Genomic DNA, 24430 nt, shown 5'->3' on the forward strand with positions numbered 1-24430 from the left:
CGCCCTCCTGCGCCTGCTCGCCGGAAGGGTGCGGCCGGCGGTGGCGGGACCCCGTTCAGGGGCGCGGCCAGGGGCGGCCCTCCAGGCGTTCGATGTCGCGGTTGAAGCGTTCCAGGAAGGCGGCGAAGCGGGAGACGTCCTCGGGGGACCAGTGCTCCATCACGCGTTCCAGGCCCGCGACGTTCGCGTTCCGGTCGGCCTCCAGGCGGCGTTCGCCCTCCTCCGTGATGCGGAACTTGCGGGCGATGCCGCCGTCCGGGTCGGGGATGCGCTCCACGACCCCGGCGCGCAGCATCGCGGCGGTCTGCCGGTTGAGGGTGGACGCGTCGAGGCCGAAGGCCTCGCTGAGCTGCCCGATGGACATCGGCCCGTGCATGCGGATGCGGCTCAGCAGGACGTACGCGCTGCGGTCGAGCTGTCCGCCGCCCGCGCGGGAGCGGGGCGCGTACAGGTGCGCGTGCCGGCCGAGCAGCATGGTCTCGAACTCGACCAGATCGGTGGGCTTGTCCACGGGCGTGTCCACGGGCTTGTCCATGGGGGCATTCTCTCCTGCGGCGATGCGATGTGCATCGTACATAGTTTGTGTCATGAGCAATTGATGTGCATGATGCATATGCATCGTCGTGAAGACACAGGGAGAAACACGTGGACGGCACCAAGCCCGACGCCCGACCCGGAGGCGTCGTCGGCGTCCTCGCGCTCGCCGGCATCGTGGCCGCACTCATGCAGACCCTGGTGGTGCCGCTCATCGGCGACCTCCCCCGGCTGCTCGGCACCACCGCGTCCAACGCCTCCTGGGTGATCACCGCCACCCTCCTCGCGGGCGCCGTCGCCACCCCCGTCGCCGGACGGCTCGGCGACACCCTCGGCAAGCGGCGGGTCCTGCTCGTCTCCGTGGTCCCGCTCGTCGCCGGCTCGGTCGTCTGCGCGCTCGCCTCCTCCGTCGTCCCGATGATCGTCGGACGCGGCCTCCAGGGCCTCGGCATGGGCGTCGTCCCCCTCGGCATCAGCCTGCTCCGCGACCTCCTCCCGCCGGAGAAACTGGGCGGCTCCATCGCCCTCATGAGCGCCTCCATGGGCGTCGGCGGCGCCCTCGGCCTGCCCTTCTCCGCCGCCGTCGCCGAGAACGCCAGCTGGCGCGTCCTCTTCTGGGTCGCCGCCGCCCTCAGCGTCCTCGTCGGCGCCCTGATCTGGCGCCTCGTCCCCGCCGGCCGCCGCGCCGCCGCCCCCGGCCGCTTCGACCTGCCCGGCGCGCTCGGCCTCGGCACCGGCCTCGTCGCCCTGCTGCTGGCCGTCTCCAAGGGCGCGAGCTGGGGTTGGGGCAGCGCCACCACCCTCGGCCTCTTCGCCGCCGCGGTCGTCGTGCTGCTCGCCTGGGGCGCGTGGGAGCTCCGCATCCCCGACCCCCTCGTGGACCTGCGGGTCACCGCCCGCCCGGTCGTCCTCATGACCAACGCCGCCTCGGTCCTCGTCGGCTTCGCCATGTACGCGCAGTCCCTGGTCGTCCCCCAGCTCTTCCAGCTCCCCGAGGCCACCGGCTACGGCCTCGGCCAGTCGATGATGGCCATGGGCCTGTGGATGGCCCCGGCCGGCCTGATGATGATGGTCCTGGCCCCGCTCGGCGCCAAGCTCTCGGCGGCCCGCGGTCCCAAGGTGACGCTCTCCGCCGGCGCCCTCGTCATCACCGTCGGCTACGGCTCCTCCCTCGCCCTGATGGGCTCCACCTGGGGCCTGCTCGCCGTCACCCTCGTCTGCAACACGGGCGTCGGCCTCGCCTACGGGGCCATGCCGGCGCTCATCATGGGCGCGGTGCCGCAGGAGGAGACCGCCTCGGCCAACAGCTTCAACACCCTCATGCGCTCGATCGGCACCTCCGTCTCCGCCGCCGTCATCGGCGTCGTCCTCGCCCAGACGGCCACCACCCTCGGCGGCCACGTGCTGCCCTCCGAGGACGGCTTCCGCGTCGCCATGCTCATCGGCTGCGGGGTCGGTCTCGTGGCCGCGGTGGTCGCCGCCCTCGTCCCGGCCCGGCCCGCCGCCGGATCCGCCGACGCGGTGGACGCGGGCACGGAGGGGAGCGGGACCGCCACCGCGCGCGCCGCCTCCTCCGAAGCCCCCGCCTGACCCGCCCCCGACCGGGCGGCGCCGCGCGGGACACGTGGGGACGGATCCCGCGCCGGCACCGCCCGTCCGTCCGGCGGGCCGACCGCGGAGGCGGCCCGCCGGACGCCGAAGGGCCCCGGTGACCGTGGAACACACGGTCACCGGGGCCCTCACGGACATCCGAGGGGTACGTCCCCGGCCCTCAGTCCTCCCCCTCCAGCGTGAACAGCGCCCCCTCCGGGTCCCGCACCACCGCGCGCCGCGCGCCGCCGTCCGGCTCGCGCACCCCGCCCCACTCGCCGCCCGGCACCACCGACCCGCCGTGCTCCAGGACCGACGCCTCCGCCGCCTCCAGATCGGGCACCCGGAAGCGGACGAGCCAGCGCGGCCGCAGCTGCGGCCGGGGGGAGGCGGACTCGACGGGACCGCTGTTCAGCCGGGCGACCGCCTCGCCGCCGCGCCGCAGGACCACCCGGTCGTCCTCGTACGAGACCTCGCAGGAGCCCGGGACGGCGTCCGCCCAGCGGAGCACCCCGCCGTAGAACACGGCCGCGTCGAACGCGTTGCGGGTGTGCAGCTCCAGCCAGGCCGGTGCCTGCCGCTCGCCCACGTGCCAGCGCGACACCAGCCGCCCCTCCCACACCCCGAACGCCGCGCCCTCCGGGTCGGTGGCGAGCGCCGCGCGGCCCCGGGGCGGAAACGCGACCGGGCCCACGCCGACGGTGCCGCCGCGCTCCCGGATCCGCGCGACCGCCGCGTCGGCGTCGTCGACGGCGAAGAAGACCGTCCAGGCCACCGGCACCTGCATCTCCGCCGCCACGGCCGCGATCCCGGCCACCGGCACCCCGTCCCGCTCGCCCACCACGTACGCGTCGCCGAGGGCCCCCCGCCGGAACGTCCAGCCCAGCACGGCCCCGTAGAACCGCTCCGCGGTGCCGAGATCCCGTGCGGACAGGTTCAGCCAGCACGGTGCTCCCATGGCTTCCACGGTCGTCGGCCCCGCCACCGGCGCCACCTCCTCGTCGTCCTGCGTCCAGAGCGCGTCCGTGTACCAGAGTGCCCCCTGCGTCCAGAGTGCGCCGTGCGCCCCTTCCCCGTTCGGCCGGTCGGCATGCGCGGATTCACCCACGTGCCGCCGATCACCACCCGGCCGAGGGGGAGGCGGGGCGGTGACCGAACGGATCCGACGGGCTCAGCGGACCGCGTGCGCCGCCCGGGCCGCGTAGGCGCGGACGTCCGCGTCGGGGTCGTCGGCCGCCCCGGCCAGGGCGGTCCGGGCCGCCGGGTCGTCCCGGTGGGCGAGGAGCGAGAGGACGGCCGCCTTCCGCACGTCCGCGTTCGCGTCCGCGAGCACCGGGGCCAGGGCCGGCACGGCGAGGCCGGCCGGGGCCGCCCGGAGCGCGGTCGCCGCCCCGGCCCGCACCTGCCAGGCGGGCGCGCCGAGCGCGGCGGCGGCCCGCGCCGCGTACTCCGGCCGGGGCCTGGAGCACGGCGGCGGAGTGCGCGTCGGCGTTGACGGCCTCCAGGGTGATCTCCGCGTGCCCGAGCGGAGAGCCGGTCAGCTGCTCCAGGAGCCGGAAGACGTCCGTGTTCTCCAGGTCGCAGTCGAGGAGCGCGGCCCCGATGTCCATCGGCAGGTAGGACGGGTCCAGGGAGAGCGGCAGTCCGTTCAGGCGCCGCAGCCGCTCGATGCACAGCACGTCGGAGTGCTCGGGCAGCCCGAGCCGGTGGGCCACCGGGCCGGGCGCCCCGACCGGCCCCACGGTCCGCACCTCGTTGGTGACCCGCCCGTGCTCGTGCGGGGTCTCGGCGAGCCCTTGGAGCCGGTCCGGGCCGTGCGGGTACTTCTCGCAGACCACCACCGTGCCGACCCCCGGCTGCCGGTCGACCAGCTGCTCGCCGCGCAGCAGGTCCAGTGCCTGCCGCACGGTGTTCCGGCTGGCCCGGTAGTCGGCCGCGATGACGTCCTCCAGGGGGAGGACCCCGCCGGGGAAACCGCCCGCCAGGATCTGGTGGCGCAGCAGGTCGGCGAGCTGCCGCGCCCGGTCCGCCCGGAGGCGCCGACGGCGGGCGGCGGCGACGGGGCGGGCGGCGGAGGCGGGTTCGGCGGGCATGACACGGAACGTAGCGGCGGACCGGCCACCGTGGTGTTGCCGCGGTATTGCGCCACCTGACGCACCCTCCATACCGCTCTGACCAGCGGATACGCCGGAGGGGCGGGGAGTTCCGCCACCCGGCCGTCCACGTGGTGGGCGGCCGGACGCCCACGACGCGGATCCGGATCGGCGTCCGGGCCGGGCCGGGTGCGCGAGCCCGCCGTCAACCACCGGGCGGGGGCGGCGGCACAGGTCGGACCGGCGCGAGGACCTCGGCGAGGCCCACCGCCGGGCAGCCGAAGCGTTCCGCGAGGGCGTACCGCTGCCGTTCCGTCAGCGGGTTCAGGAAGACCACCGCGCTGGCCCCCGTCCGCTCGCGGACCTCCGCCACCTCACGGACCTTTCCGCCGCTCAGGAGCGTCCGGGGGGAGAGGGGCAGGGCCGTCTTCGCCGCCCCGCCCCGGGAGACGCCACGACGCTGCACGGCCCGCGCCACGACCCGGGCGCCCCGGGCCGTCAGATCGGCGGCGGCCGCGTCCATCAGGGCGGCGAAGTCCCGCTGCCCGGAGGGGAAGTACCCGACGAGCACGACGTCGGCCCCCGCGACGGCGAGGGGCCGGCCGAGCGGGGTGCCGCTCGCCGTCCGCCGCCGGGGAGCGGGACGTCCGTCACGTCCGCGATGCCGGTGCACGGGTCCACGGTAGGACGACCGGCATCCGCGCCGACACGTGTTCTCCCGGGGCCCCGTCGCCCGGGTCCGCCGTCGCCGTGCAGGATGGGGCCGTGACCGGATACTGGAACCCGCTGCCCACGGCCCGCCGAGTGATCGAGGACGCCGGGGAGAGCACGGAGGAGCTCTTCACGGGCGTGTGGGAACAACGGAACTGGCGCAACGTTCCGGGGCCGTTCTACGCCGGTGAGACCGACAGCATGGCCCTCGGACGCATGGACGCCCCCGACCACATCGCCTACGACGACGATCTGGGCGGCGGCTTCGGCTCCGAGTTCGTCTACCGCCAGCCGGTCGACGCGCACCAGACCGAGAACCTGGTCAGCGGTTGCCGACTGGAGCTGTACCGGGGCTACCACTGGGACGGCGACGACCACTGGACCGTGGAAGCCGTCCGCGACTGGTGGCGGGACCGGGCCCGCGTCCGGGAATGGGCCGTCGCCATCGCCGCCGACTGGGGAGCGGACGCCCACCCCCACTGGGGGTACAACGCCGACCCGGTCTACCTCCCGCACTACCACGACGCGGCGCGGGGACACCGGGACTTCGTCGCCTACATCGACGACGGACTGGAGGGCTACCTGCGCGGCTACCTCTTCTGGCTCGAACAACGCCGCGAACCCCGCGACGGCGAGGCCCTTCCCCGCCTCCGGGGACGAACGGAGAGGAGCGTCTCCGTGCCGTTCAGGGGGCGACCGTCTCCGTGGTGATCAGCTTGACGAGGCCCGGGAGGCCGCCCTCGGCGAGGGCGCGGCGCTGGCGGTCGGCCGAGGTGCCCTCCTGGAGCAGCCGGTGCAGCAGGGACGACACCTCGCGGGTGTCGCCGGACTCGTCGAGGGCGGGCCTGATGTGGTCGAGCAGCGAGCACAGCACGTCGCCCGCCCGGCGCGAGCGCCCCTCCGGGTCGACGAGGAGGCCGCTCAGACCGTGCCGGGCGGCGTGCCAGTTGGACGCCTGGAGGAGTTCGGGCGAGCAGTCGGGGAGCGGGGCCCCGGCCTTCTCCTCGTCGATCGCGGTGGCGACCAGCGCGCGGACGATCCCGGCGAACATGACCGCCTCGTCGGCGCGCAGCTGGACGTCGGCGCAGCGCACCTCGACCGTGGGGTACCGGTCGGACAGGCGGGCCTGCCAGTACAGCTGACCGGTGTCGGTGATGATGCCGGTGTCGAGCAGCGTCCGGACGCGCTCCTCGTGGTCCGCGAGCGAGGTGAAGCGGGGCGGGGGGCCGCTGACCGGCCACCGGCCGAAGATCACCGTGCGCCAGCTCGCGAACCCGGTGTCGCCGCCGTCCCACAGGGGCGAGTTCGCGGACATGGCCACCAGGACCGGCAGCCAGACCCGGATGCGGCTCAGGACGGCGACGCCCATCTCGCGGTCCGGCACGGCCGCGTGCACGTGCATCCCGTTGACCAGCTGCTCGGCCACGAGCTGCGGGGCCTGGGAGGACATCGCGAGGTAGCGGGCCTTCCGGGTGACCGGCACGGGCGCCGCCTCCCGGTAGGGGGCCGTCGCGCAGGCGGCGAGCAGGCAGCCGTTCTTCTCCGCCGCCAGACCGAGCGCGTGCCGCAGGCGCAGCAGGTGGCCGCCGACCTCCTCCAGATCCGTGCAGACGGGTGTGGCGACCTCCACCTGGGCCTGGAGCAGCTCCGACTGGACCTCCGAGCCCTCGACGATCGGCTGCAGTCCGGCGGACGCGCGCACCTGGTCCCCGAGCGGCACCGGAAGGCATGTGTCCGGATCGAGCAGCAAGTACTCTTCCTCGACCCCAATAGTGATCATGTCCTCCGACTACCCCCGATCGGCGGGGGGAAATCGGCCCGGCAGGCACGGCTTTCCGCAGGTCACGCGGACGGGACCGCCCGGTTCCGGACGGTGAGGGGCCCGCCGCCTCAGGGGCCCAGGTGGCGCTGCATCCAGTCGGCGGCGGTCCGGCGGAACAGCCGCCGGTTGTCCGCCCGCCGGAACTCGTGCCCCTCGTCGCGCAGCGTGAGCATCTCGGCCGGCAGGCCCCGCTCCCGCGCGGCACGCACCATCTGCTCCGACTCGCCCGGCGGGACGTTCGTGTCGTGCTCGCCGTGCACCGCCAGCAGGGGGACGCGCAGCTCGTCGACCCGGCTCATCGGGGACAGGGAGCGCAGCAGCTCCCGGTCGCGCACCGGATGGCCGTACTTGTGCGCCGCCGACTCGGCGATCCAGGGCTCCGTCTCCGCGAAGAACGTCGCGAGGTCCGACATCCCGCACACCGCGACCCCGGTGCGGAACAGCTCCGGGTGCCACACGAGGGACGCCATCGTCAGATAGCCGCCGTACGAGCGCCCCATCACCGCGAGGCGCGTCGGATCGGCCAGGCCGTCCAGGATCACGTGGGCCGCGCAGTCGGCCACGTCGTCGATCGCCGCGAACCGCCTCGTACCGAGGTCGGCGTCCACGAACGACCTGCCCCAGCCGGACGAGCCGCGCACGTCGGGCGCGAAGACGTCGAGGCCCCGGCCGAGCAGCTCGTGGTACAGCGGGTCGAACACGGGCCGCTCCTGCTCCTCCGGCCCGCCGTGCAGATGGATCACGCACGGGGCCGGACGCCCGGCGTCGCGCCCGGGGGCCCGGTAGTACCAGCCGCCCAGGTGCAGCCCGTCACGGGCCACCGGCCGCAGCGGTACGGGCCGCACCGGTGGCCGGCCCGGAGGCACGGCGTCCTCGTCCCGCGACGACCAGGGCGTGCGCGCCGACAGCGCCCCCGGGGACGCCCACCACACGCCGGGGCGGCGCTGCGAGCCCGACAGGGCGAGGACCATGCCGCCGCCCGGACCGGCCCGGGTGATCCGGGTGACCACCTCGTGCGGCAGCGGCACCTTCCGGGGCCGGGCCGCCGTGGACAGGCTCAGGGTCTCCAGTTCGGTGGCGCCCCGCACGTTCCACGCGAGCGCGGCCGTGCGCCCGTCCTCGGCGAACGCGAGGAGCTCCAAATCGCTGCCGTCGCGCTCGGCCACTACGGACAGGCCGAGGCGCCCGCCGTCCTCGTCCAGGGCCGCCGCGAGGAGCGCCGCGAACTGCCGCTCGTGGTCGCTCCGCAGCCACAGGGCGCGGCCGTCCGGCGAGAAGCGCCCGATCCAGGGGTCCCCGTCGCCGACCCGCAGGACGGACCCGGCCGCGAGGTCGGCCGTGCGGATCACCACCGCCTCCCGCCGGCCGCGCGGGCCCCGGCGCACCAGGGCGAACCGGCCGTCCTGGCTGACGTCGCACACCCGCAGCGTGGCGGCGCCCGACTCGGCGGCGACGAGCACGGGCGACCCGAGTCCGGCGGGATCGACCAGATACGCGGTGAGCCGGTCCGGCGCCCCGCCGTCGAGCCCGCTTCCCCCGCCGTCCGGGCCGCCCTCCCCGTGGCCCGGTCCGCCCGTCCCGTGCCCCGGTCCGCCGCCGTCCGGGCCCGCCTTCCCGTGCCCGGCGCCGCCCAGCAGCGTGGCCGGGCCGTCCCGTTCCGCCCAGCCCGCCGACAGGTCCGCGAACGCCGTCCCGTGGTCCGGGACGAACGGCTCCCGGCGCAGGACGAGGCCCGCCGGGGGCGGCGGCTCGGCCACCGTGACCGCCACGGCCGAGCCGTCACGCGTCCAGCAGCCCAGGTACGCGGAGCTGCCCGCGTCCGCGCCCGCCACGATCCGGCGGCCGGTGCCGTCCGGACGCACGCACAGGACGCGGGTGTGCTCGCCGCCCCCGGGAGCGACCGTGTAGGCGATCCACCGCCCGTCGGGGGACCAGGCGACCTCCGTGACCGGATCGGGGTCCGCGTCGAGGAGGTGGATCTCCGCGCCGTTCACCGCCCCGGTCCACAGCTGGGGGACGCCCGTCCGGTCGCAGATGAACGCCACCCACTCGCCCGTGGGGTCCACGGACGGGTACCAGCAGCCGTGCGCGACCAGCGGCCGGGGAGTGTCGCGGGTCCCGGCCGCGTCGGCCAGCGGCACCGGCACGGGCGCCGCCGACATCGCTCCGATCACTCGATCCCGTGCGTCTGCAGCCATATCTCCAGCAACGCTACGTGCCACAGGGCGTTCGCTCCTCGCTTCGTCCGGTGGTGGTCGGGGGCGGAGAGCAGCTCGGCGACGTACTCGTCCCGGAAGACGCCCCGCGCGCGTGCCTCCGGCGCCGACAGCGCCTGACGCACCCGTTCGAGGACGGGCCCCGCCATGTGGCGGATCGCCGGCACCGGGAAGTAGCCCTTGGGCCGGTCCACGACCTCGCGCGGCAGCAGCTTGCGGCCCGCGTCCTTCAGCACGCCCTTGCCGCCCCCGGCCAGCTTCAGCTCCGGCGGGCAGGCCGCCGCCAGCTCGACCAGCTCGTGGTCCAGGAACGGCACCCGGGCCTCCAGGCCCCAGTCCATGGTCATGTTGTCCACGCGCTTGACCGGGTCGTCGACGAGCATGACGTGGGTGTCGAGCCGCAGCGCCGCGTCGAGCGCGGTCTCGGCCCCCGGTGCCGCCATGTGCTCGTGGACGAACCGGCCGGACTCGTCGTGGCCGGTCAGCAGGTGCGGCTGGAGGATCCGGGCGAAGTCGGAGTGCGGACGGTCGAAGTACACCTCCGCGTACCGCTCCGGCTCCCGCTCGCGCGGCACGGAGGCCAGGTCCGGGTACCAGCCGTAGCCGGCGAACACCTCGTCGGCGCCCTGGCCGCTCTGGACGACGCTCACCTCCTTGGAGACCAGCTCCGACAGCAGGTGGAACGCGACGACGTCATGGCTGATCATCGGCTCGCTCATGGCCAGGACCGCGCTGTCCAGGGCGGTCGAGACGCGGTCCGAGGGCACCATCAGCTGGTGGTGCGCGGTCTCGTAGTGGCGGGAGACCAGGTCCGAGTAGTAGAACTCGTCGCCCTCCTCGCCGCCCTCCGCCTCGAACCCCACGCTGAACGTGGCCAGGTCCTTCTGGCCCTCCTCGGCGAGGAGGCCGACGATCAGGGACGAGTCGAGCCCGCCGGAGAGCAGCACGCCGACCGGCACGTCGGCGACCATCCGCCGCCGCACCGCCGTCCGCAGCGCCTCCAGGACCGCGTCGCGCCAGTCGGCCGCGTCCATGCCCGCGTACGCGGCGCGACGGGTGTACGACGGCTGCCAGTAGACCTTGTCGCGGTGCGTGCCGTCCGGCTCCACCACGCGCACCGTGGCGGGCGGCAGCTTCCGCACCCCGTTGAGGACGGTCCGCGGGGCCGCGACCGTGGCGTGCCAGCTCAGGTACTGGTGCAGGGCGACCGGGTCCAGGGACGTGTCCACGCCGCCGCCCGCGAGCAGCGCGGGCAGGGTGGAGGCGAACCGCAGCCGGCCGGGGGCGTGGGACAGGTACAGCGGCTTGACGCCCAGCCGGTCGCGGCCGAGCACGACCCGGCCGGTGTCGTTCTCCACGATGGCGAACGCGAACATGCCGATGAAGCGCTCGACGCAGTCGACGCCCCACTGGCGGTACGCCTTGAGGACCACCTCGGTGTCGGAGGTGGAGAAGAACCGGTGTCCCAGGGTCTCCAGCTCCCGCCGGAGCTCCTGGTAGTTGTACACGCACCCGTTGAACACGCCCGTCAGCCGGGCATCGGTGTCCGCCATCGGCTGGGCGCCGCGCTCGGACAGGTCGATGATCTTGAGGCGACGGTGTCCCAGGGCCACCGGGCCCTGCGACCAGACGCCCCGGCCGTCGGGGCCCCGGGCCGCCAGACGGTCGGTCATGCGCTCCACCGCGGCCACGTCGGGCCTGCGGTCGTCGAAACGTATCTCACCGCTCAGACCGCACATGTCACACCCGTCCGTCGTGCCCCCGCCGCCCCCGGCGCGTCCGGGGCCTCGCAGCCCTCCTCGACCTCATGTGCATCACTCACTGCAGACTCCTCGAAGACAGGGAGCAGGTGCCCGTGTACTCCTCGGTCCGGAGCGCACGGCGACCCGCTCCGTATCGCGAGTGCCCGCCCGGCCGGGGATCATGCCTTCCGGAGCGTCACGGTGCGCGTACCCTCCGCCGCCGCCACCTGGGGTTTTTGTCCTTTTCCGTGGGGCAGTCGAAGCGGCATGGACCACTCACAAGCACCCGTGCTCGACGCCCTGGCCGCCTACCACGCGGAGAACCAGACCCCCTTCACCCCGCCCGGACACAAGCAGGGCCGCGGCGCGGACGCCCGTGTGCGCGCGGTCCTCGGGGACGCCGTCTTCCGGTCCGACGTGCTGGCCACCAGCGGCCTCGACGACCGCAGGTCGTCCAAGGGCGTCCTGGCCAGGGCGCAGGAGCTGATGGCCGACGCCGTCGGCGCGGAGCACACCTTCCTCTCCACCTGCGGCAGCTCGCTCTCCGTCAAGGCCGCCATGCTGTCCGTCGCCGGCCCCCACGAGAAGCTCCTCGTGGGGCGGGACGCCCACAAGTCCGTGGTCTCCGGCCTCGTGCTCGCCGGGATCGTGCCGGTCTGGGTGGACCCCCAGTGGGACCCCGGGCTCCACCTCGCGCACCCGCCGTCCGCCGACGCCTTCCGCGCCGCCTTCGCCGAGCACCCGGACGCCCGGGGCGCCCTGGTCACGACGCCGACGCCGTACGGCACCTGCTCCGACCTGGCCGCCATCGCCGACGTCTGCCACGAGCACGGCGTGCCGCTCGTCGTCGACGAGGCGTGGGGCGCCCACCTGCCGTTCCACCCGGACCTGCCGACCTGGGCCATGGACGCCGGCGCGGACGTGTGCGTGACCTCCGTGCACAAGATGGGCTCCGGCCTCGAACAGGGCTCGGTCTTCCACCTCCAGGGCGATCTGATCGACCCCGGGGTCCTCAAGAACCGCGAGGACCTCCTGGGCACCACCAGCCCCTCCGTCCTCGTGTACGCGGCCCTCGACGGCTGGCGCCGCCAGATGGCCCAGCACGGCCGCGCCCTCTACGACGACGCGCTCTCCCTCGCCAGGACGGTACGGACGCGGATCGACGGCATCGCCGGCCTGCGCGTCCACGGACACGAGGACTTCTGCGGGCCCGGCCGCGCGGCCGACCTCGACCCCCTCCAGGTCATCGTCGACATCACCGGCCTCGACACCACCGGCTACCGCGTCGCCGACTGGATCCGCGAGCGCCACCACGTCAACCTGCACCTGTCCGACCACCGCCGCACCAGCGCCCAGTTCACCCACGCGGACGACATCCACAGCGCCCAGCTCCTACTGGACGCCCTGCGCGACGCCGCCGCGCACGCCGACGAGCTGCGCCCCGCGCCCCGGGTGGAGGTCCCCGACCCGGCCGACCTGCGCCTGGAGCAGGCGATGCTCCCGCGCGACGCCTTCTTCGGGCGGGCCGAACAGGTGCCCCTGGAGAAGGCCGTCGGCCGGGTGGCCGCCGAGATGCTCACGCCCTACCCGCCCGGCATCCCCGCCGCCCTGCCCGGCGAGCGCCTCGGCGCCGGGGTCCTGCGGTACCTGCGCAGCGGCGTCGAGGCCGGGATGGTCGTGCCGGACGCGGCCGACCCGGAGGTCAGGACCGTACGCGTGACCGTCGAGGACTGACGGCCGGCCCCCGCCCCGGGGTCCCGCGAAAGGTCACAGCCCCGCGGCGGCCTTCTCCCGGAAGCGGTCCCAGGCCCGCTCCGGCACGTCCGCCCGCAGCAGGACGTCCACCGCCGTGCAGGCGAGCGCCTCGGCCGCCGCGAGCACCACCCGCCGCGCCCGGGGCCCGGCGGCCGCCTCCGCGAACTCCGGCGTGTGGTCCGAGCCGTCCGCGCCCGTGATCGCGACGAACGGATGGATCGCGGGCACGCGCGTACTGACGTTCCCGATGTCCGACGACCCCAGGTACACGCCCGCCACGGGCTCCGACAGCCGCACGCCCGCCCGTTCCAGGTGCCCGGCGAAGAGACCGGACAGCACGTCGTTGTCGCGGAAGTGCTCGTACCGGCCGCCCACGTCCGTCACCTCCACCGTCGTGCCGGTGGCCAGCGCCACGCCCCGGGCACACGTCCGCAACTCCTCCACCAGCTCCTCCAGGGCGGTCGTGGTCCCGCCGCGCAGCCCGAAGAGGCCCTCCGCGTACTCGGGGACGATGTTCGTGGCCCGGCCCCCGTCCGTCACGATCCCCTGGACGTGCGACCCGGACGGCAGCCGCTTGTGCAGCACGCCCAGCGCGTTGAACAGCTGGATCAGGGCCCCCAGCGCGTCGATCCCCTCCGTGGGGCTGCCCGTCGGATGCGCGGCCCGCCCGTGGAACCCCACCCGGAGCTGCGCGCTGGCGGTCAGCGGGGCCCACGCCCAGTCGTACACGCCGGGATGGAACATCAGCGCCGCGTCCACCCCCTCGAACACACCCGCCTCCACCTCCGTGACCTTCCCGCCGCCGCGCTCCTCCGCCGGAGCCCCGACGGCGAGCAGCGTCCCCCCGGCCCCGCCGAGCGCCGCCCGCGCGGCGAGCGCCGCGCCGAGGCCGGCCGCCGCGATCAGGTTGTGCCCGCAGGCGTGCCAGAGCAGCGGCAGCGCGTCGTACTCCATCAGCAGCGCGACCCGGGGACCCCCGTCCGCCGCGCCCGACCGTCCGACGAAGGCGGTCGGCAGCCCCGCCACGCCGCGCTCCACCCGGAAACCCTCCCGTTCGAGCTCGCCCGCGAGGAGCCGGGACGCCCCGTGCTCCTCGTAGGCCGTCTCCGGTTCGCGGTGCAACGCGAGGCTCACGTCCCACAGGCGGTCCGCCCGGGCGGCCACCTCCTCCCTGACGCGGGCGTACACGGATTCCGGGGTGCGGGGTTCCCGGTTACGGGATTCCGGGCTGCGGGACACGGGGGCCTCCTCCGGTGCGAACGGTCGCCGACACCCCCGCGTCTTCCACGTCCGGAGCGCGCGATGCCCGCGACGGCCGCTCCTTCTCCCGACACCGCTCTTCTCCCGGCACCACAGGGCGCGCGCACGTACATCCCCGAGCGGCGGGTAGGCGCGGCGGACACCAGCGGTGACGGAGGACGGGAGAGGCGTGTCCGAGAAGAAGAACCGGGCGGGAGACTGGTGCCGGAGCAGGTGGCACACCGCCCGCACCTCCCTCGCGGACGCGGTACGGGGGCCCGGCGAGGCGCGCGACGGCATCCTGCTCCAGGCCAAGGGAACGGCCGCCGCGACCGTCGCCTGGTGCCTCTCCTCCTGGCTGCTGCCCGCGAACGTCACGGCGTTCGCCCCGTTCACGGCGCTCCTCGCCCTCCAGTCCACGGTCTACCGCTCGATGTGGGACTCCGCCCAGTACCTGGCGGCCATGGCGATCGGCACGGCGGTGGCGGCGGGGTTCGGCAGTACCGTCGGCGTCCACGCCTGGACCCTCTGCGTCCTGGTCTTCGTCGCCCTCGCGGTGGTCCGCCTCGACCTGCTCGGCGGACAGGGCGCCCAGGTCCCGGTGGTGGCCCTCTTCGCGTTCGCGGGCGGCGGCGGGCGGATCGACTACATCGGCCCCCTGGTCGCGTCCGCCGCCATCGGGGTGTGCTGCGGCCTCGCCGCCCACTTCGCCTTCGCCCCCTCGCCGCACCCGGCCAGGGCACGGCGCCGGGTCGAGGAGCTGACCGCCGACGCGCAGACCCTCCTGCGCGACCTGGCCCGGACCGCCGAGGGGAAGACCGAGGGCGAGGACGTACGGGAGGAGGACTGGCCGCGCCGCTGCGAGGAACTGGCCGCCCGGGCGGCGCGGGCGCGCGCGGCGCTCGGAAGGGAACAGGAGAACGCCAGGCTCAACCCCCGCCGCTCCTGGGACGGCGAGCAGGGGCCGCTCCGGCGCTGCCACGAGACCGTCGACATGATCGAGCGCATCGGCACGCACGTCCGCTCCATCGCCCGCGCCCTGACGTACGAGCCCCGGTGCCCCTCCGAGCCGCGGCGTCCCTTCGAGGCGTCCGTCTCGGCGGAGTTCGCCGCCTCCTACGCCGAACTGCTGCACGCCACCGCCGAAGGACTCGAACACCTCGCCCCGCCCGGAGGGCCGGAGGACCCCGCCGGGCTCCGCCGCCGCGTGGAGGGCGCCGAGCGCCGCTACGCGGAGGTGGTGGCCGCGACCCGGTCCGACCGTCCGGGCCGGGAGGCGGAGTGGCCCGTGCACGGCACGGTCCTCGTGGAGGCGGCGCGGATCCTGGAGGAGATCAAGCACACGGCGGACCTCGAACCCCTGTGACAGGCCTGTGACCGGAAGGGCGGCTTCCGTCACGGCCGGAGCGGCCCGGCACTGATCCGCTCTCCCCGTGCGCCGCACCCTCCTCCCCGCTCTGGCCCTCCCCGCCGCCTGCCTCCTGCCGCTCACGGCCTGCGGAACCGAACAGCGGGGGGCCGCCGGGCCGGCGACCCCCTCCGTCGCCCTGACCTACACCGTCACGCTCCGGTTCCGGTCCTCGGAGACGGGGCACGGACCGACGAAGTGGAGGAGACGGTCGAGGACGTCGCCCCGGGCCGGACCGTGCGCCGCACCGTCACCGCCGCCATGGGGCTGCGCGTCGTCGGCCTCCACCTGGAGAACTGCGGCACCCGGCCGTACCGGCTCGAGGGCCGTCCCCGCGTCGAACTCCTCTACGAGGCCCACGACCGGGTCGACGGCATGGCCGTCCTGAAGGGCGGCGACGCGATCGCGGGCGGCACCGGAGCCGATGGCCCCGTGAACGCCCCCTACGCGCGCGTGTGGGCGAAGCCCGGCGCCGCCCCGGTGACGGTGATCCCCGAGTTCGACCTGGGCACGACGGGGAAGCTCGGCGTCGGCCCCTGGAAGAGGGAGCAGAAGCGGTAGGACCCGCGCGGGCGTTAGGGGAACGACAGCGGGACGTGAGCGGCGGACGGCAGGGTGGTCCGGGTCAGCAGGCCGGGGCGGTGCGACCGACCGTCCCGGCGTGGCTGCCGATGCGTACCGGAGGGCCGGTGCCGCCCGTCACGACGGGCGGCACCGGCGGAAGCGGACACCGGAGCGTGAGCGGAAGCGGTTCCCGACACGCGGCCCCCGGACGCGCGGGGACGGGGATCCGACCGGGCCGGACCCGGGGCGAGCCGTGGGGGCTCGCCCCGGGCCCCGTCCGGTCGGGACCGCGGGGAAGGCCTCAGGCCGTGATCGTGACCACCGTGGTCGCCAGGATCGCGGTCATCGCCGCCTGCATGTCGCGGATCGCGCGGCGCACGTCCTCCGACGCCCACTGCCCGGCCGCGATCTCCTCCAGGCGCGGCGCGATCTCCTTGGGCGGCGCGTCGGGGAAGGCGACGCGGTGCAGCTTCGCGCCGTGCACGAGGGCGAGGAGGCCCGCCGTGCGCGGGTCGGGCACGGCGCCGCCGAGGACCACGGCCGCCAGCCTGTCCCGCAGCTCCCGCTCCACGGAGCCGTCCGCCTCCGGATAGCGGGTGACGGGGAAGAGCCCCAGGACCCTGCGCCGTTCGGCGCGGACGAGCCCCCGCCCGCGCAGGCTGTCGACCGTCGCCCCCACGGCCTTGGAGCAGTCCTTCGTCAGCCACTCGGTGACCTTCGGGGCCCGGCTCCTCCGCCCCGCCCACTCGGCGATCCGCCGCAGCCGCTCGTCGAGCAGCGGGACGTCCGCGGGCGTCGTGTCCGCCACCCGGAGGCGTCCCCCCTCGACCGCGACGCGCCCGGCCAGAACGAGGTCGAGCAGGATGCCGCCGGCGACGGCCCACGAGGCGGACTGCTTCTCCTTCGCGGCCCCGGACTCGTCGTCCAGCGACAGCAGCATGATCTCCTCCGCGAGCGTGACCGTCACCCGGTACCTCCTGCTTCCGTGCCCTCGCGGCGACCGGTCTTCCGGTCGGCCGCCCTCTCGCCCCTCAGGACGATCACCTGTTCCCTCCGGTTCCCCTGGCGCACCCCCGTCGTTGGTCTGGACCTCCCGGGCGCGGGACGCCAAGCTCTCCGTATGGACTTGGAGCTGAGGCACCTCAAGACGATCCGGGCCATCGCGGACGCGGGGAGTCTCACCCGCGCCGCCACCGCGCTCGGCCTCGCGCAGCCCGCCCTCAGCGCCCAGCTCAAGCGGATCGAACGCGCCCTGGGCGGGGAGCTGTTCGAGCGGGGCCGCGAGGGCGTGCGGACCACGGCGCTCGGCGACCTCGTCCTGGAACGCGCCCGCGTGGTGCTGCCCGCCGTCTGCGAACTCCAGGAGGAGGCGGTGCGGTTCGCCCGGGACGGGGCGGAGGGCTACCGGCTCGGCGGCACGCACGGCCCGCTGCTCGGCGGCCTCGTCGACCGGATCGCCCGCACCGACCCCGGAGCGCCCGTCACCACGTACACCTCCTGGTCGGAGCGCGAGATCGCGGGCGGAGTGGTCGCGGGCCGGCTCGACTTCGCGCTCGTCGGGGTCTGCGGCGAGAGCGGCCCGCCCGAGGCCGGCAGGCTCGCCTGGACGGAGGTCGCCCGCGACCCGGTGTACGTGATGCTGGCCGCCGACCACCCGCTGGCGCCCTGCACCGAGATCGACCTGGCCGAACTGGCGGCGGAGGCCTGGACCGACGTGCCGGGCGACGGCTGTTTCGGCGACTGCTTCGCCGCCGCGTGCGTACGCGCGGGCTTCACCCCGGCCTGCGTGTACGAGACGGACACCGCCTCCTGTGTGCACCTGGTCCAGGTCGGCCGGGCCGTCGGCCTGTGCCGGGCCACCTTCCCGGTCACCCCCGGCCTCGTGACCCGACCCCTCGCCGGCGCCCCGCTGGTGTGGCGCCACCTGCTCGGCTGGCACCCCGAGGGCCGCGCCGCGGGCCGGGCCGCCGCCGTCCTGAACCACACCAGGGCCGCCCACGAGGAGGCGCTGGCCCGCAGCGCCGGCCGCACGACGGCCCCGGCGCCCCGCGAGGGCACCCCGCACTGACGCGGGCCCGAGCTTCCCCGTACGCACAACCCCGTGTCCGTACGCACCCCGTACCCGAAGCCCCTCCGGCCACCGGTCATAACGCCGTGACAGGGGCCGACTGGCAACTGCCGTCTCCCCGGCGGGATCCCTACGGTTTCAGCAGATCCCCCACCGCCAACCGAGGAGATTCCCCATGCTCCGACGACACGCCCGCACGGCGTGTACCGTGCTGGCCGCCGCCGGCCTGGCACTGGCCGGCCTCCAGGCCGGTTCCGCCACCGCGGCGCCGCACGACAAGGACCGCGCCCCCACCGCCAGAACGGCCGCCGACGCCCTCGGCGCGGCCTCCGCGCAGCCCGGACTCCTCCGCGCCATGCAGCGCGACCTCGGCCTCACCCGCGCCCAGGCCGAGAACCGCCTCGCCAACGAGGCCGAGGCCGGGGCGAAGGCGGCCGGGCTCCGCCTGGACCTGGGCGGCGCCTTCGCCGGCGCCTGGGTGGACGGCGCCGAGTCCGGCACCCTGACCGTGGCCACCACCCGCGCCGCCGACGCGACCGCGATCCGGGCCGCGGGCGCGCGGGCCGAGGTCGTGGCGCACGGCCTGACCGCCCTGGAGCGGGCCAAGGAGGCCCTGGACCGGGCCGCCACCGCCGAGGCGCCCGTCCGGTACGTCGACGTCCGCGCCAACGTCCTCGTCGTCGAGGAGGCACGGGCCGGGGCCGGCGCGCGGCTCGTCGCGGCCGCCGGCGTCCCCCGCGCCCTGGTGAAGGTGGTCCGCACCGCCGAGGCGCCCCGCCCGCTGTACGACCTCCGGGGCGGCGACGCGTACTACATGAACGGCAGCGGACGCTGCTCCGTCGGCTTCCCTGTCACCAAGGGCACCACCCAGGGCTTCGCCACCGCCGGCCACTGCGGCCGGGCCGGCACCTCCACCAGCGGCTTCAACCAGGTCGCCCAGGGCAGCTTCCAGGCCTCGGTCTTCCCCGGCAACGACATGGCCTGGGTCGCCACCAACGCCAACTGGACCGCCACTCCGTACGTGAAGGGCTCCGGCGGCGCCAACGTCCAGGTGACCGGCTCCGTCCTCCAGCCCGTCGGCTCCTCCGTGTGCCGCTCCGGCTCGACCACCGGCTGGCACTGCGGCACCGTGCAGCAGCACAACACCAGCGTCACCTACCCCGAGGGCACCATCTCGGGCGTCACCCGCACGACGGTCTGCGCCGAGCCCGGCGACTCCGGCGGCTCGTACATCTCCGGCAGCCAGGCCCAGGGCGTGACCTCGGGCGGCTCCGGCAACTGCTCCGGCGGCGGCACGACCTTCTTCCAGCCGCTGAACCCGATCCTCCAGAACTACGGCCTGACCCTGAGGACCACCACCGGCCCGGGCCCGGGCCCCGGTCCGGGCGAGCCCGAGCCGGGCGGCACCTGGGCGGCCGGCAAGGTCTACAAGGCCGGTGACACCGTCACCCACGGCGGCGCCGCCTACCGCTGCCTCCAGGGCCACCAGGCCCAGACCGGCTGGGAGCCGTCCAACGTCCCGGCCCTGTGGCAGCGCGTGTGACGCGGGCTCCGTCCGCGCGGTGACCGGGGGTGCCGCGGCTCCGAGGGGGTGCCGCGGCACCCCCTCCTCGCCGTGTCCGGGCCCGTCACCCCTCCGCGAGGCCGCCCCGGGCGATCACCTCCGCGTACCAGCGGGCGCTGTCCTTCAGCGTCCGCCGCTGCGTCGCGAAGTCCACGTGGACGATGCCGAACCGCTTGCTGTAGCCGTACGCCCACTCGAAGTTGTCCAGGAGCGACCACAGGAAGTAGCCCCGTACGTCCGCCCCGTCCTCCAGGGCCCGGTGCACCGCCGCCAGGTGCGCGTGCAGATAGGCCACCCGCTCCGGGTCCTTCACGTTCCCCGACGGGTCGGCGTAGTCGTCGTACGCCGCCCCGTTCTCCGTGATCACCAGCGGTACGCCCGGCAGTTCGTCCCGCAGCCGGGTCAGCAGCTCGTGCAGTCCGTCCGCGTCCACCGGCCAGTCCATGGCCGTGCGCGGCCCCGGCGCCGGCACGAACCGCACGTGCCGCTCCGCGCCCGCCCACGGCGACGGCGACTCCGAGGAGCCCGCCGCGACGACGGACGGGGAGTAGTAGTTGATGCCGAGCGAGTCGATCGGCGCGGCCGCCGCCGCCAGGTCCCCGTCCTGGACGAACGACCAGTCCGTGACCGAGGACGTGTCGCGGACCAGGTCCTCCGGGAGCCGCCCGTGGAAGACCGGGTCCAGGAAGATCCGGTTGCCGACGGCGTCGATCCGGCGGGCCGCGTCCAGGTCCTCGGGAGACTGCGTGAGGGCCCGTACGGCGTGCAGGTTGAGGGTCAGGGAGACCTCGGCGGAGCCGGGCAGCGCGCCGCGCAGCGCCCGCGCCCCCAGGCCGTGCGCCAGGTTGAGGTGGTGGGCGGCGCGCAGCGCGGCCAGGTCGTCGGTGCGGCCCGGCGCGTGCACGCCGCTGCCGTAGCCGAGGAAGGCGGCGCACCACGGCTCGTTGAGCGTGGTCCAGGTCGCCACCCGGTCGCCGAGCGCCTCCGCCATGATCCCGGCGTACTCGGCGAAGCGGTGCGCGGTCTCCCGGTGCGGCCAGCCGCCCGCGTCCTCCAGCTCCTGCGGCAGGTCCCAGTGGTAGAGCGTCGCCACGGGCCGGATGCCCGCCTCCAGGAGGGAGTCGGCGAGCCGCCGGTAGAAGTCCAGGCCCTTGCGCACGGCCGGGCCGCGCCCGGTGGGCTGGACCCGGGGCCAGGCGATCGAGAAGCGGTAGTCGGTCACGCCGAGCCGCCGCATCAGGGCGACGTCCTCGTCGAGCCGGTGGTAGTGGTCGGCGGCGATGTCGCCGGTGTCGCCGTTGCGGACCTTGCCCGGCGTACGGCTGAAGGTGTCCCAGATGGACGGCGTGCGGCCGTCCTCGGCCGCCGCCCCCTCGATCTGGTAGGCGGCCGTGGCGGTGCCCCAGCGGAAGCCCTCGGGGAAGCGGAGCGTGGTCGTCTGGTCGGTGCGGGCGTCGAGCGCGGTCATGGGGTGGGAACTCCCTGGGGTGAGACGTTCTGCGGGGAGGAGTGGGGAGGAGGGCGGGGGACGGGGACGGTCAGCCCTTGACCGCGCCCTGCATGATGCCGCCGACGATCTGCCGGCCGAGCAGGCCGAAGACGAGCAGCACCGGCAGGGTGCCGAGCAGCGTGCCCGCCATGATCACGGACTGGTCGTGGACGTAGCCGCCGCCGAGCTGGCGCAGGGCGACCTGGACGGTGGGCTCGGAGGAGGACAGGGCGACGACGGGCCAGAAGAAGTCGTTCCACGAGGCCATGAAGGTCAGCAGACCGAGCACGGCCGTGCCGGGCCGGGCGATCGGCACGACGATCGACCAGAAGATCCTGGCGGTGGACGCGCCGTCGACCCGGGCCGCCTCGATCAGCTCGTCCGGCAGCGACTGCACCAGGTACTGGCGCATGAAGAACACGCCGAACGCGGAGACCAGGCCCGGCAGGATCACCGACTGGAGCTGGTTCACCCAGCCCAGCTCGGCGATCAGCATGAACAGCGGGATCACGCCCAGCTGCGGCGGGATCATCATGGTGCCGACGGTGACCGCGAGCAGCGCGCCCCGGCCCCTGAAGCGCAGCTTGGCGAAGGCGAAGCCGGCCAGGGTGCAGCACAGGACGGTGCCGAGGGTGACCGACCCGGAGACGACGAACGAGTTGAGCAGCGCCTTGCCGATGTCGGCCTCTTCGAGGACCGCCTCGAAGTTCTTGATCAGGTTCGGTCCCGGGAGCAGCGTCGGCGGGACCTTCGCCAGATCGGCGTTGGAGCGGCTCGCGGCGACGACCGTCCAGTAGAACGGGAACGCCGAGAACAGCACGGCGACGATCAGGATGCCGTACGCGAGCGGTCCGGCGTGCAGGGTGCGGCCCGCCCGCGCGGCCCCCCGGCGCGGCGTCCGGCCGGGCTCCGGGGCGGGGGGCGCGGCCGGGGGAGCGGCGGGCGCGGCCGGGGCGATCGGCGCGGTCATCGGCCGGCCTCCTTGCGGGAACGGCGGCGCGCGACCAGGGCGTTGAGCCCGACCAGCACCACGATGAGCAGGAACATCACCCAGGCGATGGCCGCGGCCCGGCCCAGGTGGAAGAAGCCCCAGCCCTGCTCGTACATGTAGAGCCCGAGCGTCTGGTACTGGTGCGAGATGCCGCCCGAGATCGACCCTTCGAGCAGCAGCGGCTCGCCGAACAGCTGGGTCGCGCCGATCGTGGAGACGATGACGGTGAAGAGGATGGTGGGCCGCAGGCCGGGCAGCGTGACGTGGAAGAACTGGCGCCACCGCGAGGCCCCGTCCATCGCGGCCGCCTCGTACAGCTCGTCCGGGATCGACTGCATGCCGGCCAGGTAGATCAGCGCGTTGTAGCCGGTCCAGCGCCAGACCACCACCGTCGACACGGCGATCTGCGAGGCCACCGTGCCGTTCTGCCAGTCGACCGGGTCGATGCCGACGAGCCCGAGCGCGTAGTTGATCAGGCCGAAGTCCCGCCCGAAGAGCTGGGCGAAGACGAGGGTGGCGGCGGCGACCGAGGTGGCGTACGGCAGCAGCACCGCCGTGCGCAAGAAGGTGCGGCCGCGCATCCGGTAGTTCAGCAGGTGGGCGAGGCCGAGGGCGATGACCAGCTGCGGCACGGTGGAGAGCACGCCGATGGTGAAGGTGTTGCGCAGCGCGACCCAGAAGTACTCGTCACCGAAGAGCGCGGTGTAGTTGCCGAGCCCGCGCCACTCCATGTCGCCGGGCGTCTGGAGCTCCACCCGGTAGAGCGAGACGAAGGCCGTGTAGATCAGCGGGAAGAGGCCGAAGGCGGCGAACAGGGTGAAGAACGGGGTGATGTAGGCGTACGGGGAGACCTTCTGCCAGGTCCGCCGGGCGGGTCCGGGGCGCCGGGGCGGCGCGGCCGGCTTCGGCCGGGCCGGTGTCTCGGGTGCGGTGAGGGTCACGGTGCGGCCCTTCGGTGGGGGTCGGAGCGGGGGAGGCGGGGCGGACGGACCCCCCGTTCCCGGGGGTGTCCGTCCGGCGGCACGGGTCAGCCGATGGTGTTCTCGACGCCCTTCTTGGCGTTCGACCAGGCCTTCTCGGGAGAGACGCCCTTGCGCTCGACCTCGCTCAGCGCGTTGGTGATCTGCTGGGCGATGTTCTGGTCGTGGACGCCGAGGACCTGGACCGGGGCCTCCTTCGCCGCGTCACCGAAGATCTTGCCGATGGGGGCGTTCGAGAAGAACGCGTCCTTCGCGTCGGCGACCTTCTCGATCGCGCCGGTGGCGGAGGGGAAGTTGCCCTGCTTCTGGAAGAGCTTGGTCTGCTGCTCGGGGGCGGTGAGCCACTTGATCAGCTCGTACGCCTCCTTCTTGTGCTTCGCGGCCTTCGGCACGGCCAGGTAGGAGCCGCCCCAGTTGCCGGCGCCGCCGGGCAGCTTGGCGACGTCCCACTTGCCCTTGCCGGCCTCACCGGCCTGGCCCTTGATGTAGCCGAGCATCCAGGCGGGGCACGGCATGGTGGCGAAGGAGCCGGCGGAGAAGGCCTGGTTCCACTGCGGGGACCACTGGTCGAGCTTGGCGCTCAGACCGGCGTCGGCGGCCTGGACGGCGTGGTCCCAGGCGGAGCGCAGGGCGGGGTTCTGCTCCCAGATCAGCTTCCCGGAGGCGTCGTAGTAGCGCTCCTTCTCCTGGCCGATCATGATCGAGTAGAGGCTGCCGACGCTGTCGAGCCAGGTGCTCTTGGCGGGGGCCTTCGCCTTGTACTGCTTGCCGAGGGCCAGGTAGCCGTCCCAGGTGGACCACTTCTCGGCGAGCTCCTCGCGGTCGGTGGGCAGCCCGGCCTGCTTGAAGAGGTCGGTGCGGTAGCACATGGCCTCCGGGCCGACGTCCGTGCCGAGGCCGAGGACCTCGCCGCCCTTGCCGGTGGCGGCGGCCCACTTGGCCGGGGCGAACTGGTCCTTCAGGGAGTCCGCGCCGTACTTCTTCAGGTCCTCGAACCGTTCGGCCTGCTGCTGGGTGACGGAGGCGATGCGGCCCACCTCGATGCCCTGCACGTCGGCGAGGCCGGCGTTGCCGGCGAGCCGGGTCTGGAGGGACTTCCAGTAGTCGGCCTCGTCCTCGGTGTCGGTCTGCTTGACGGTGACCCCGGGGTGGAGCTTCTCGTACTCGGCGTAGAGCCCGGCCTCCTTGTATCCGAAGGAGCCGAAGAGGTCGACGGTGATCGTGACCTTCCCTCCCGCGCTGTCCGCGGACGAGTCGTCCGTCGATCCGCCGCAGGCGGCGAGCAGGGCCCCGGCGAGCGTGACCGCACCCAGGCGGACGACGGCTCTCTTGGCGGCTCGGGCGATGGGCATGGGAAGCCTCCCTTGGCTCCGGAACGAGCGAGAGCGGTTGAGAGCGCTCTCAAGCGTGCGTGGGGAGCGTGCCCGTGCCGCGGTGCATCCGTCAAGACTCGAAGGCGTAACGGACGAGGGGAAACCTCAACTCCCGTCCGTGTTCAACCTCTTGACACGCTCGTTTCCAGGGTTTTACGTTTCCGTCACTCTGAGAGCGCTCTCAGCCATTCTGGGGGCCGGTCTTCCGGACTCCCGAACACCGCCCGCCCCGGTCCTTCCGTCCCCCACCAGTCACCGTCCGGGCGGGCCCGCCCGCCCCTCCCCGAGCTC

The 24430-nt window shown here is 74.6% G+C and carries 18 protein-coding genes and 3 pseudogenes; 7 read left to right on the top strand and 14 right to left on the bottom strand.

Annotation, left to right across the window (positions count from 1 at the left end):
* Nucleotides 1–55: 55 nt before the first annotated feature.
* Nucleotides 56–535, bottom strand: a complete 480-nt coding sequence (locus ADL08_RS18305; RefSeq protein WP_053644227.1) for a MarR family winged helix-turn-helix transcriptional regulator — start codon at nucleotides 533–535, stop codon at nucleotides 56–58.
* Between the two features lie 110 nt (nucleotides 536–645).
* Between ADL08_RS18305 and ADL08_RS18310 the strand changes: the two genes are divergently transcribed.
* Nucleotides 646–2124, top strand: coding sequence for an MFS transporter (locus ADL08_RS18310; protein WP_053644229.1), 1479 nt, complete (start codon nucleotides 646–648; stop codon nucleotides 2122–2124).
* A gap of 181 nt (nucleotides 2125–2305) precedes the next feature.
* Here the strand turns inward: ADL08_RS18310 and ADL08_RS18315 are convergent, their stop codons facing one another.
* The 4 genes and pseudogenes from ADL08_RS18315 to ADL08_RS18330 all read right to left on the bottom strand — a co-directional run bounded on the left by ADL08_RS18315 (nucleotide 2306) and on the right by ADL08_RS18330 (nucleotide 4890).
* The gene (locus ADL08_RS18315) at nucleotides 2306–3082 is read right to left on the bottom strand and encodes a VOC family protein (RefSeq protein WP_053644284.1); all 777 of its coding nucleotides are present in this window, start codon (nucleotides 3080–3082) and stop codon (nucleotides 2306–2308) included.
* Between the two features lie 213 nt (nucleotides 3083–3295).
* Nucleotides 3296–3577, bottom strand: a pseudogene (locus tag ADL08_RS18320) (HEAT repeat domain-containing protein); the annotation flags it as partial.
* A pseudogene (locus ADL08_RS35695) lies at nucleotides 3573–4217 on the bottom strand (GntR family transcriptional regulator); the annotation flags it as partial. The pseudogenes ADL08_RS35695 and ADL08_RS18320, both read right to left, overlap by 5 nt.
* 205 nt (nucleotides 4218–4422) lie before the next feature.
* Nucleotides 4423–4890, bottom strand: coding sequence for a hypothetical protein (locus ADL08_RS18330; protein WP_234352180.1), 468 nt, complete (start codon nucleotides 4888–4890; stop codon nucleotides 4423–4425).
* 92 nt (nucleotides 4891–4982) lie between these two features.
* On the opposite strand from ADL08_RS18330, the gene ADL08_RS18335 reads away from it, so the two are divergent.
* Nucleotides 4983–5639: a hypothetical protein gene (locus ADL08_RS18335; protein WP_053644236.1), complete on the top strand. Its 657-nt coding sequence runs from the start codon at nucleotides 4983–4985 to the stop codon at nucleotides 5637–5639.
* Here the strand turns inward: ADL08_RS18335 and ADL08_RS18340 are convergent.
* The 3 genes from ADL08_RS18340 to ADL08_RS18350 form a co-directional block, all read right to left on the bottom strand.
* Nucleotides 5614–6708 (bottom strand): carboxylate-amine ligase, encoded by a 1095-nt coding sequence (locus ADL08_RS18340; protein WP_053644238.1) that lies wholly within the window; start codon nucleotides 6706–6708, stop codon nucleotides 5614–5616. The genes ADL08_RS18335 and ADL08_RS18340 overlap by 26 nt on opposite strands.
* 110 nt (nucleotides 6709–6818) lie before the next feature.
* Nucleotides 6819–8948, bottom strand: coding sequence for a S9 family peptidase (locus ADL08_RS18345; RefSeq protein WP_053644240.1), 2130 nt, complete (start codon nucleotides 8946–8948; stop codon nucleotides 6819–6821).
* Nucleotides 8921–10705 (bottom strand): N-acetylglutaminylglutamine amidotransferase, encoded by a 1785-nt coding sequence (locus ADL08_RS18350; RefSeq protein WP_053644242.1) that lies wholly within the window; start codon nucleotides 10703–10705, stop codon nucleotides 8921–8923. The genes ADL08_RS18345 and ADL08_RS18350 overlap by 28 nt, the downstream gene beginning before the upstream one ends.
* Nucleotides 10706–10975: 270 nt before the next feature.
* Here ADL08_RS18350 and ADL08_RS18355 point away from each other — a divergent pair, with 270 nt between their 5' ends.
* Entirely contained in the window at nucleotides 10976–12442 is a 1467-nt protein-coding gene (locus ADL08_RS18355; protein ID WP_053644244.1) for an aminotransferase class I/II-fold pyridoxal phosphate-dependent enzyme, read from the top strand.
* Between the two features lie 33 nt (nucleotides 12443–12475).
* On the opposite strand, the gene ADL08_RS18360 is transcribed toward ADL08_RS18355, so the two are convergent.
* The gene (locus tag ADL08_RS18360; RefSeq protein ID WP_053644246.1) at nucleotides 12476–13702 is read right to left on the bottom strand and encodes an amidohydrolase; all 1227 of its coding nucleotides are present in this window, start codon (nucleotides 13700–13702) and stop codon (nucleotides 12476–12478) included.
* 190 nt (nucleotides 13703–13892) lie between these two features.
* On the opposite strand from ADL08_RS18360, the gene ADL08_RS18365 reads away from it, so the two are divergent.
* Nucleotides 13893–15068 (top strand): FUSC family protein, encoded by a 1176-nt coding sequence (locus ADL08_RS18365; RefSeq protein ID WP_053644248.1) that lies wholly within the window; start codon nucleotides 13893–13895, stop codon nucleotides 15066–15068.
* Nucleotides 15069–15365: 297 nt separating this feature from the next.
* Nucleotides 15366–15671: pseudogene (locus ADL08_RS18370) on the top strand (DUF4232 domain-containing protein); the annotation flags it as partial.
* Between the two features lie 304 nt (nucleotides 15672–15975).
* On the opposite strand, the gene ADL08_RS18375 reads toward ADL08_RS18370, so the two are convergent.
* Complete coding sequence (locus ADL08_RS18375; RefSeq protein WP_053644252.1) at nucleotides 15976–16641, bottom strand: GOLPH3/VPS74 family protein; 666 nt, start codon at nucleotides 16639–16641, stop codon at nucleotides 15976–15978.
* Nucleotides 16642–16794: 153 nt separating this feature from the next.
* Here ADL08_RS18375 and ADL08_RS18380 point away from each other — a divergent pair, with 153 nt between their 5' ends.
* The gene (locus ADL08_RS18380) at nucleotides 16795–17742 is read left to right on the top strand and encodes a LysR family transcriptional regulator (RefSeq protein ID WP_053644254.1); all 948 of its coding nucleotides are present in this window, start codon (nucleotides 16795–16797) and stop codon (nucleotides 17740–17742) included.
* 175 nt (nucleotides 17743–17917) lie between these two features.
* Entirely contained in the window at nucleotides 17918–19285 is a 1368-nt protein-coding gene (locus ADL08_RS18385) for a carbohydrate-binding protein (protein ID WP_053644256.1), read from the top strand.
* Nucleotides 19286–19370: 85 nt separating this feature from the next.
* Here the strand turns inward: ADL08_RS18385 and ADL08_RS18390 are convergent, their stop codons facing one another.
* The 4 genes from ADL08_RS18390 to ADL08_RS18405 form a co-directional block, all read right to left on the bottom strand.
* Complete coding sequence (locus tag ADL08_RS18390; protein WP_053644258.1) at nucleotides 19371–20774, bottom strand: GH1 family beta-glucosidase; 1404 nt, start codon at nucleotides 20772–20774, stop codon at nucleotides 19371–19373.
* A gap of 70 nt (nucleotides 20775–20844) precedes the next feature.
* Nucleotides 20845–21765, bottom strand: coding sequence for a carbohydrate ABC transporter permease (locus ADL08_RS18395; RefSeq protein ID WP_053644260.1), 921 nt, complete (start codon nucleotides 21763–21765; stop codon nucleotides 20845–20847).
* Nucleotides 21762–22727: a carbohydrate ABC transporter permease gene (locus ADL08_RS18400; protein ID WP_053644262.1), complete on the bottom strand. Its 966-nt coding sequence runs from the start codon at nucleotides 22725–22727 to the stop codon at nucleotides 21762–21764. Before ADL08_RS18400 ends, ADL08_RS18395 begins: the two co-directional genes overlap by 4 nt.
* 86 nt (nucleotides 22728–22813) lie before the next feature.
* Nucleotides 22814–24118, bottom strand: coding sequence for an ABC transporter substrate-binding protein (locus ADL08_RS18405; RefSeq protein WP_053644264.1), 1305 nt, complete (start codon nucleotides 24116–24118; stop codon nucleotides 22814–22816).
* Nucleotides 24119–24430 lie beyond the last annotated feature (312 nt).

The sequence above is a fragment of the Streptomyces sp. NRRL F-6492 genome (assembly GCF_001280125.1).
GTDB lineage: Bacteria > Actinomycetota > Actinomycetes > Streptomycetales > Streptomycetaceae > Streptomyces.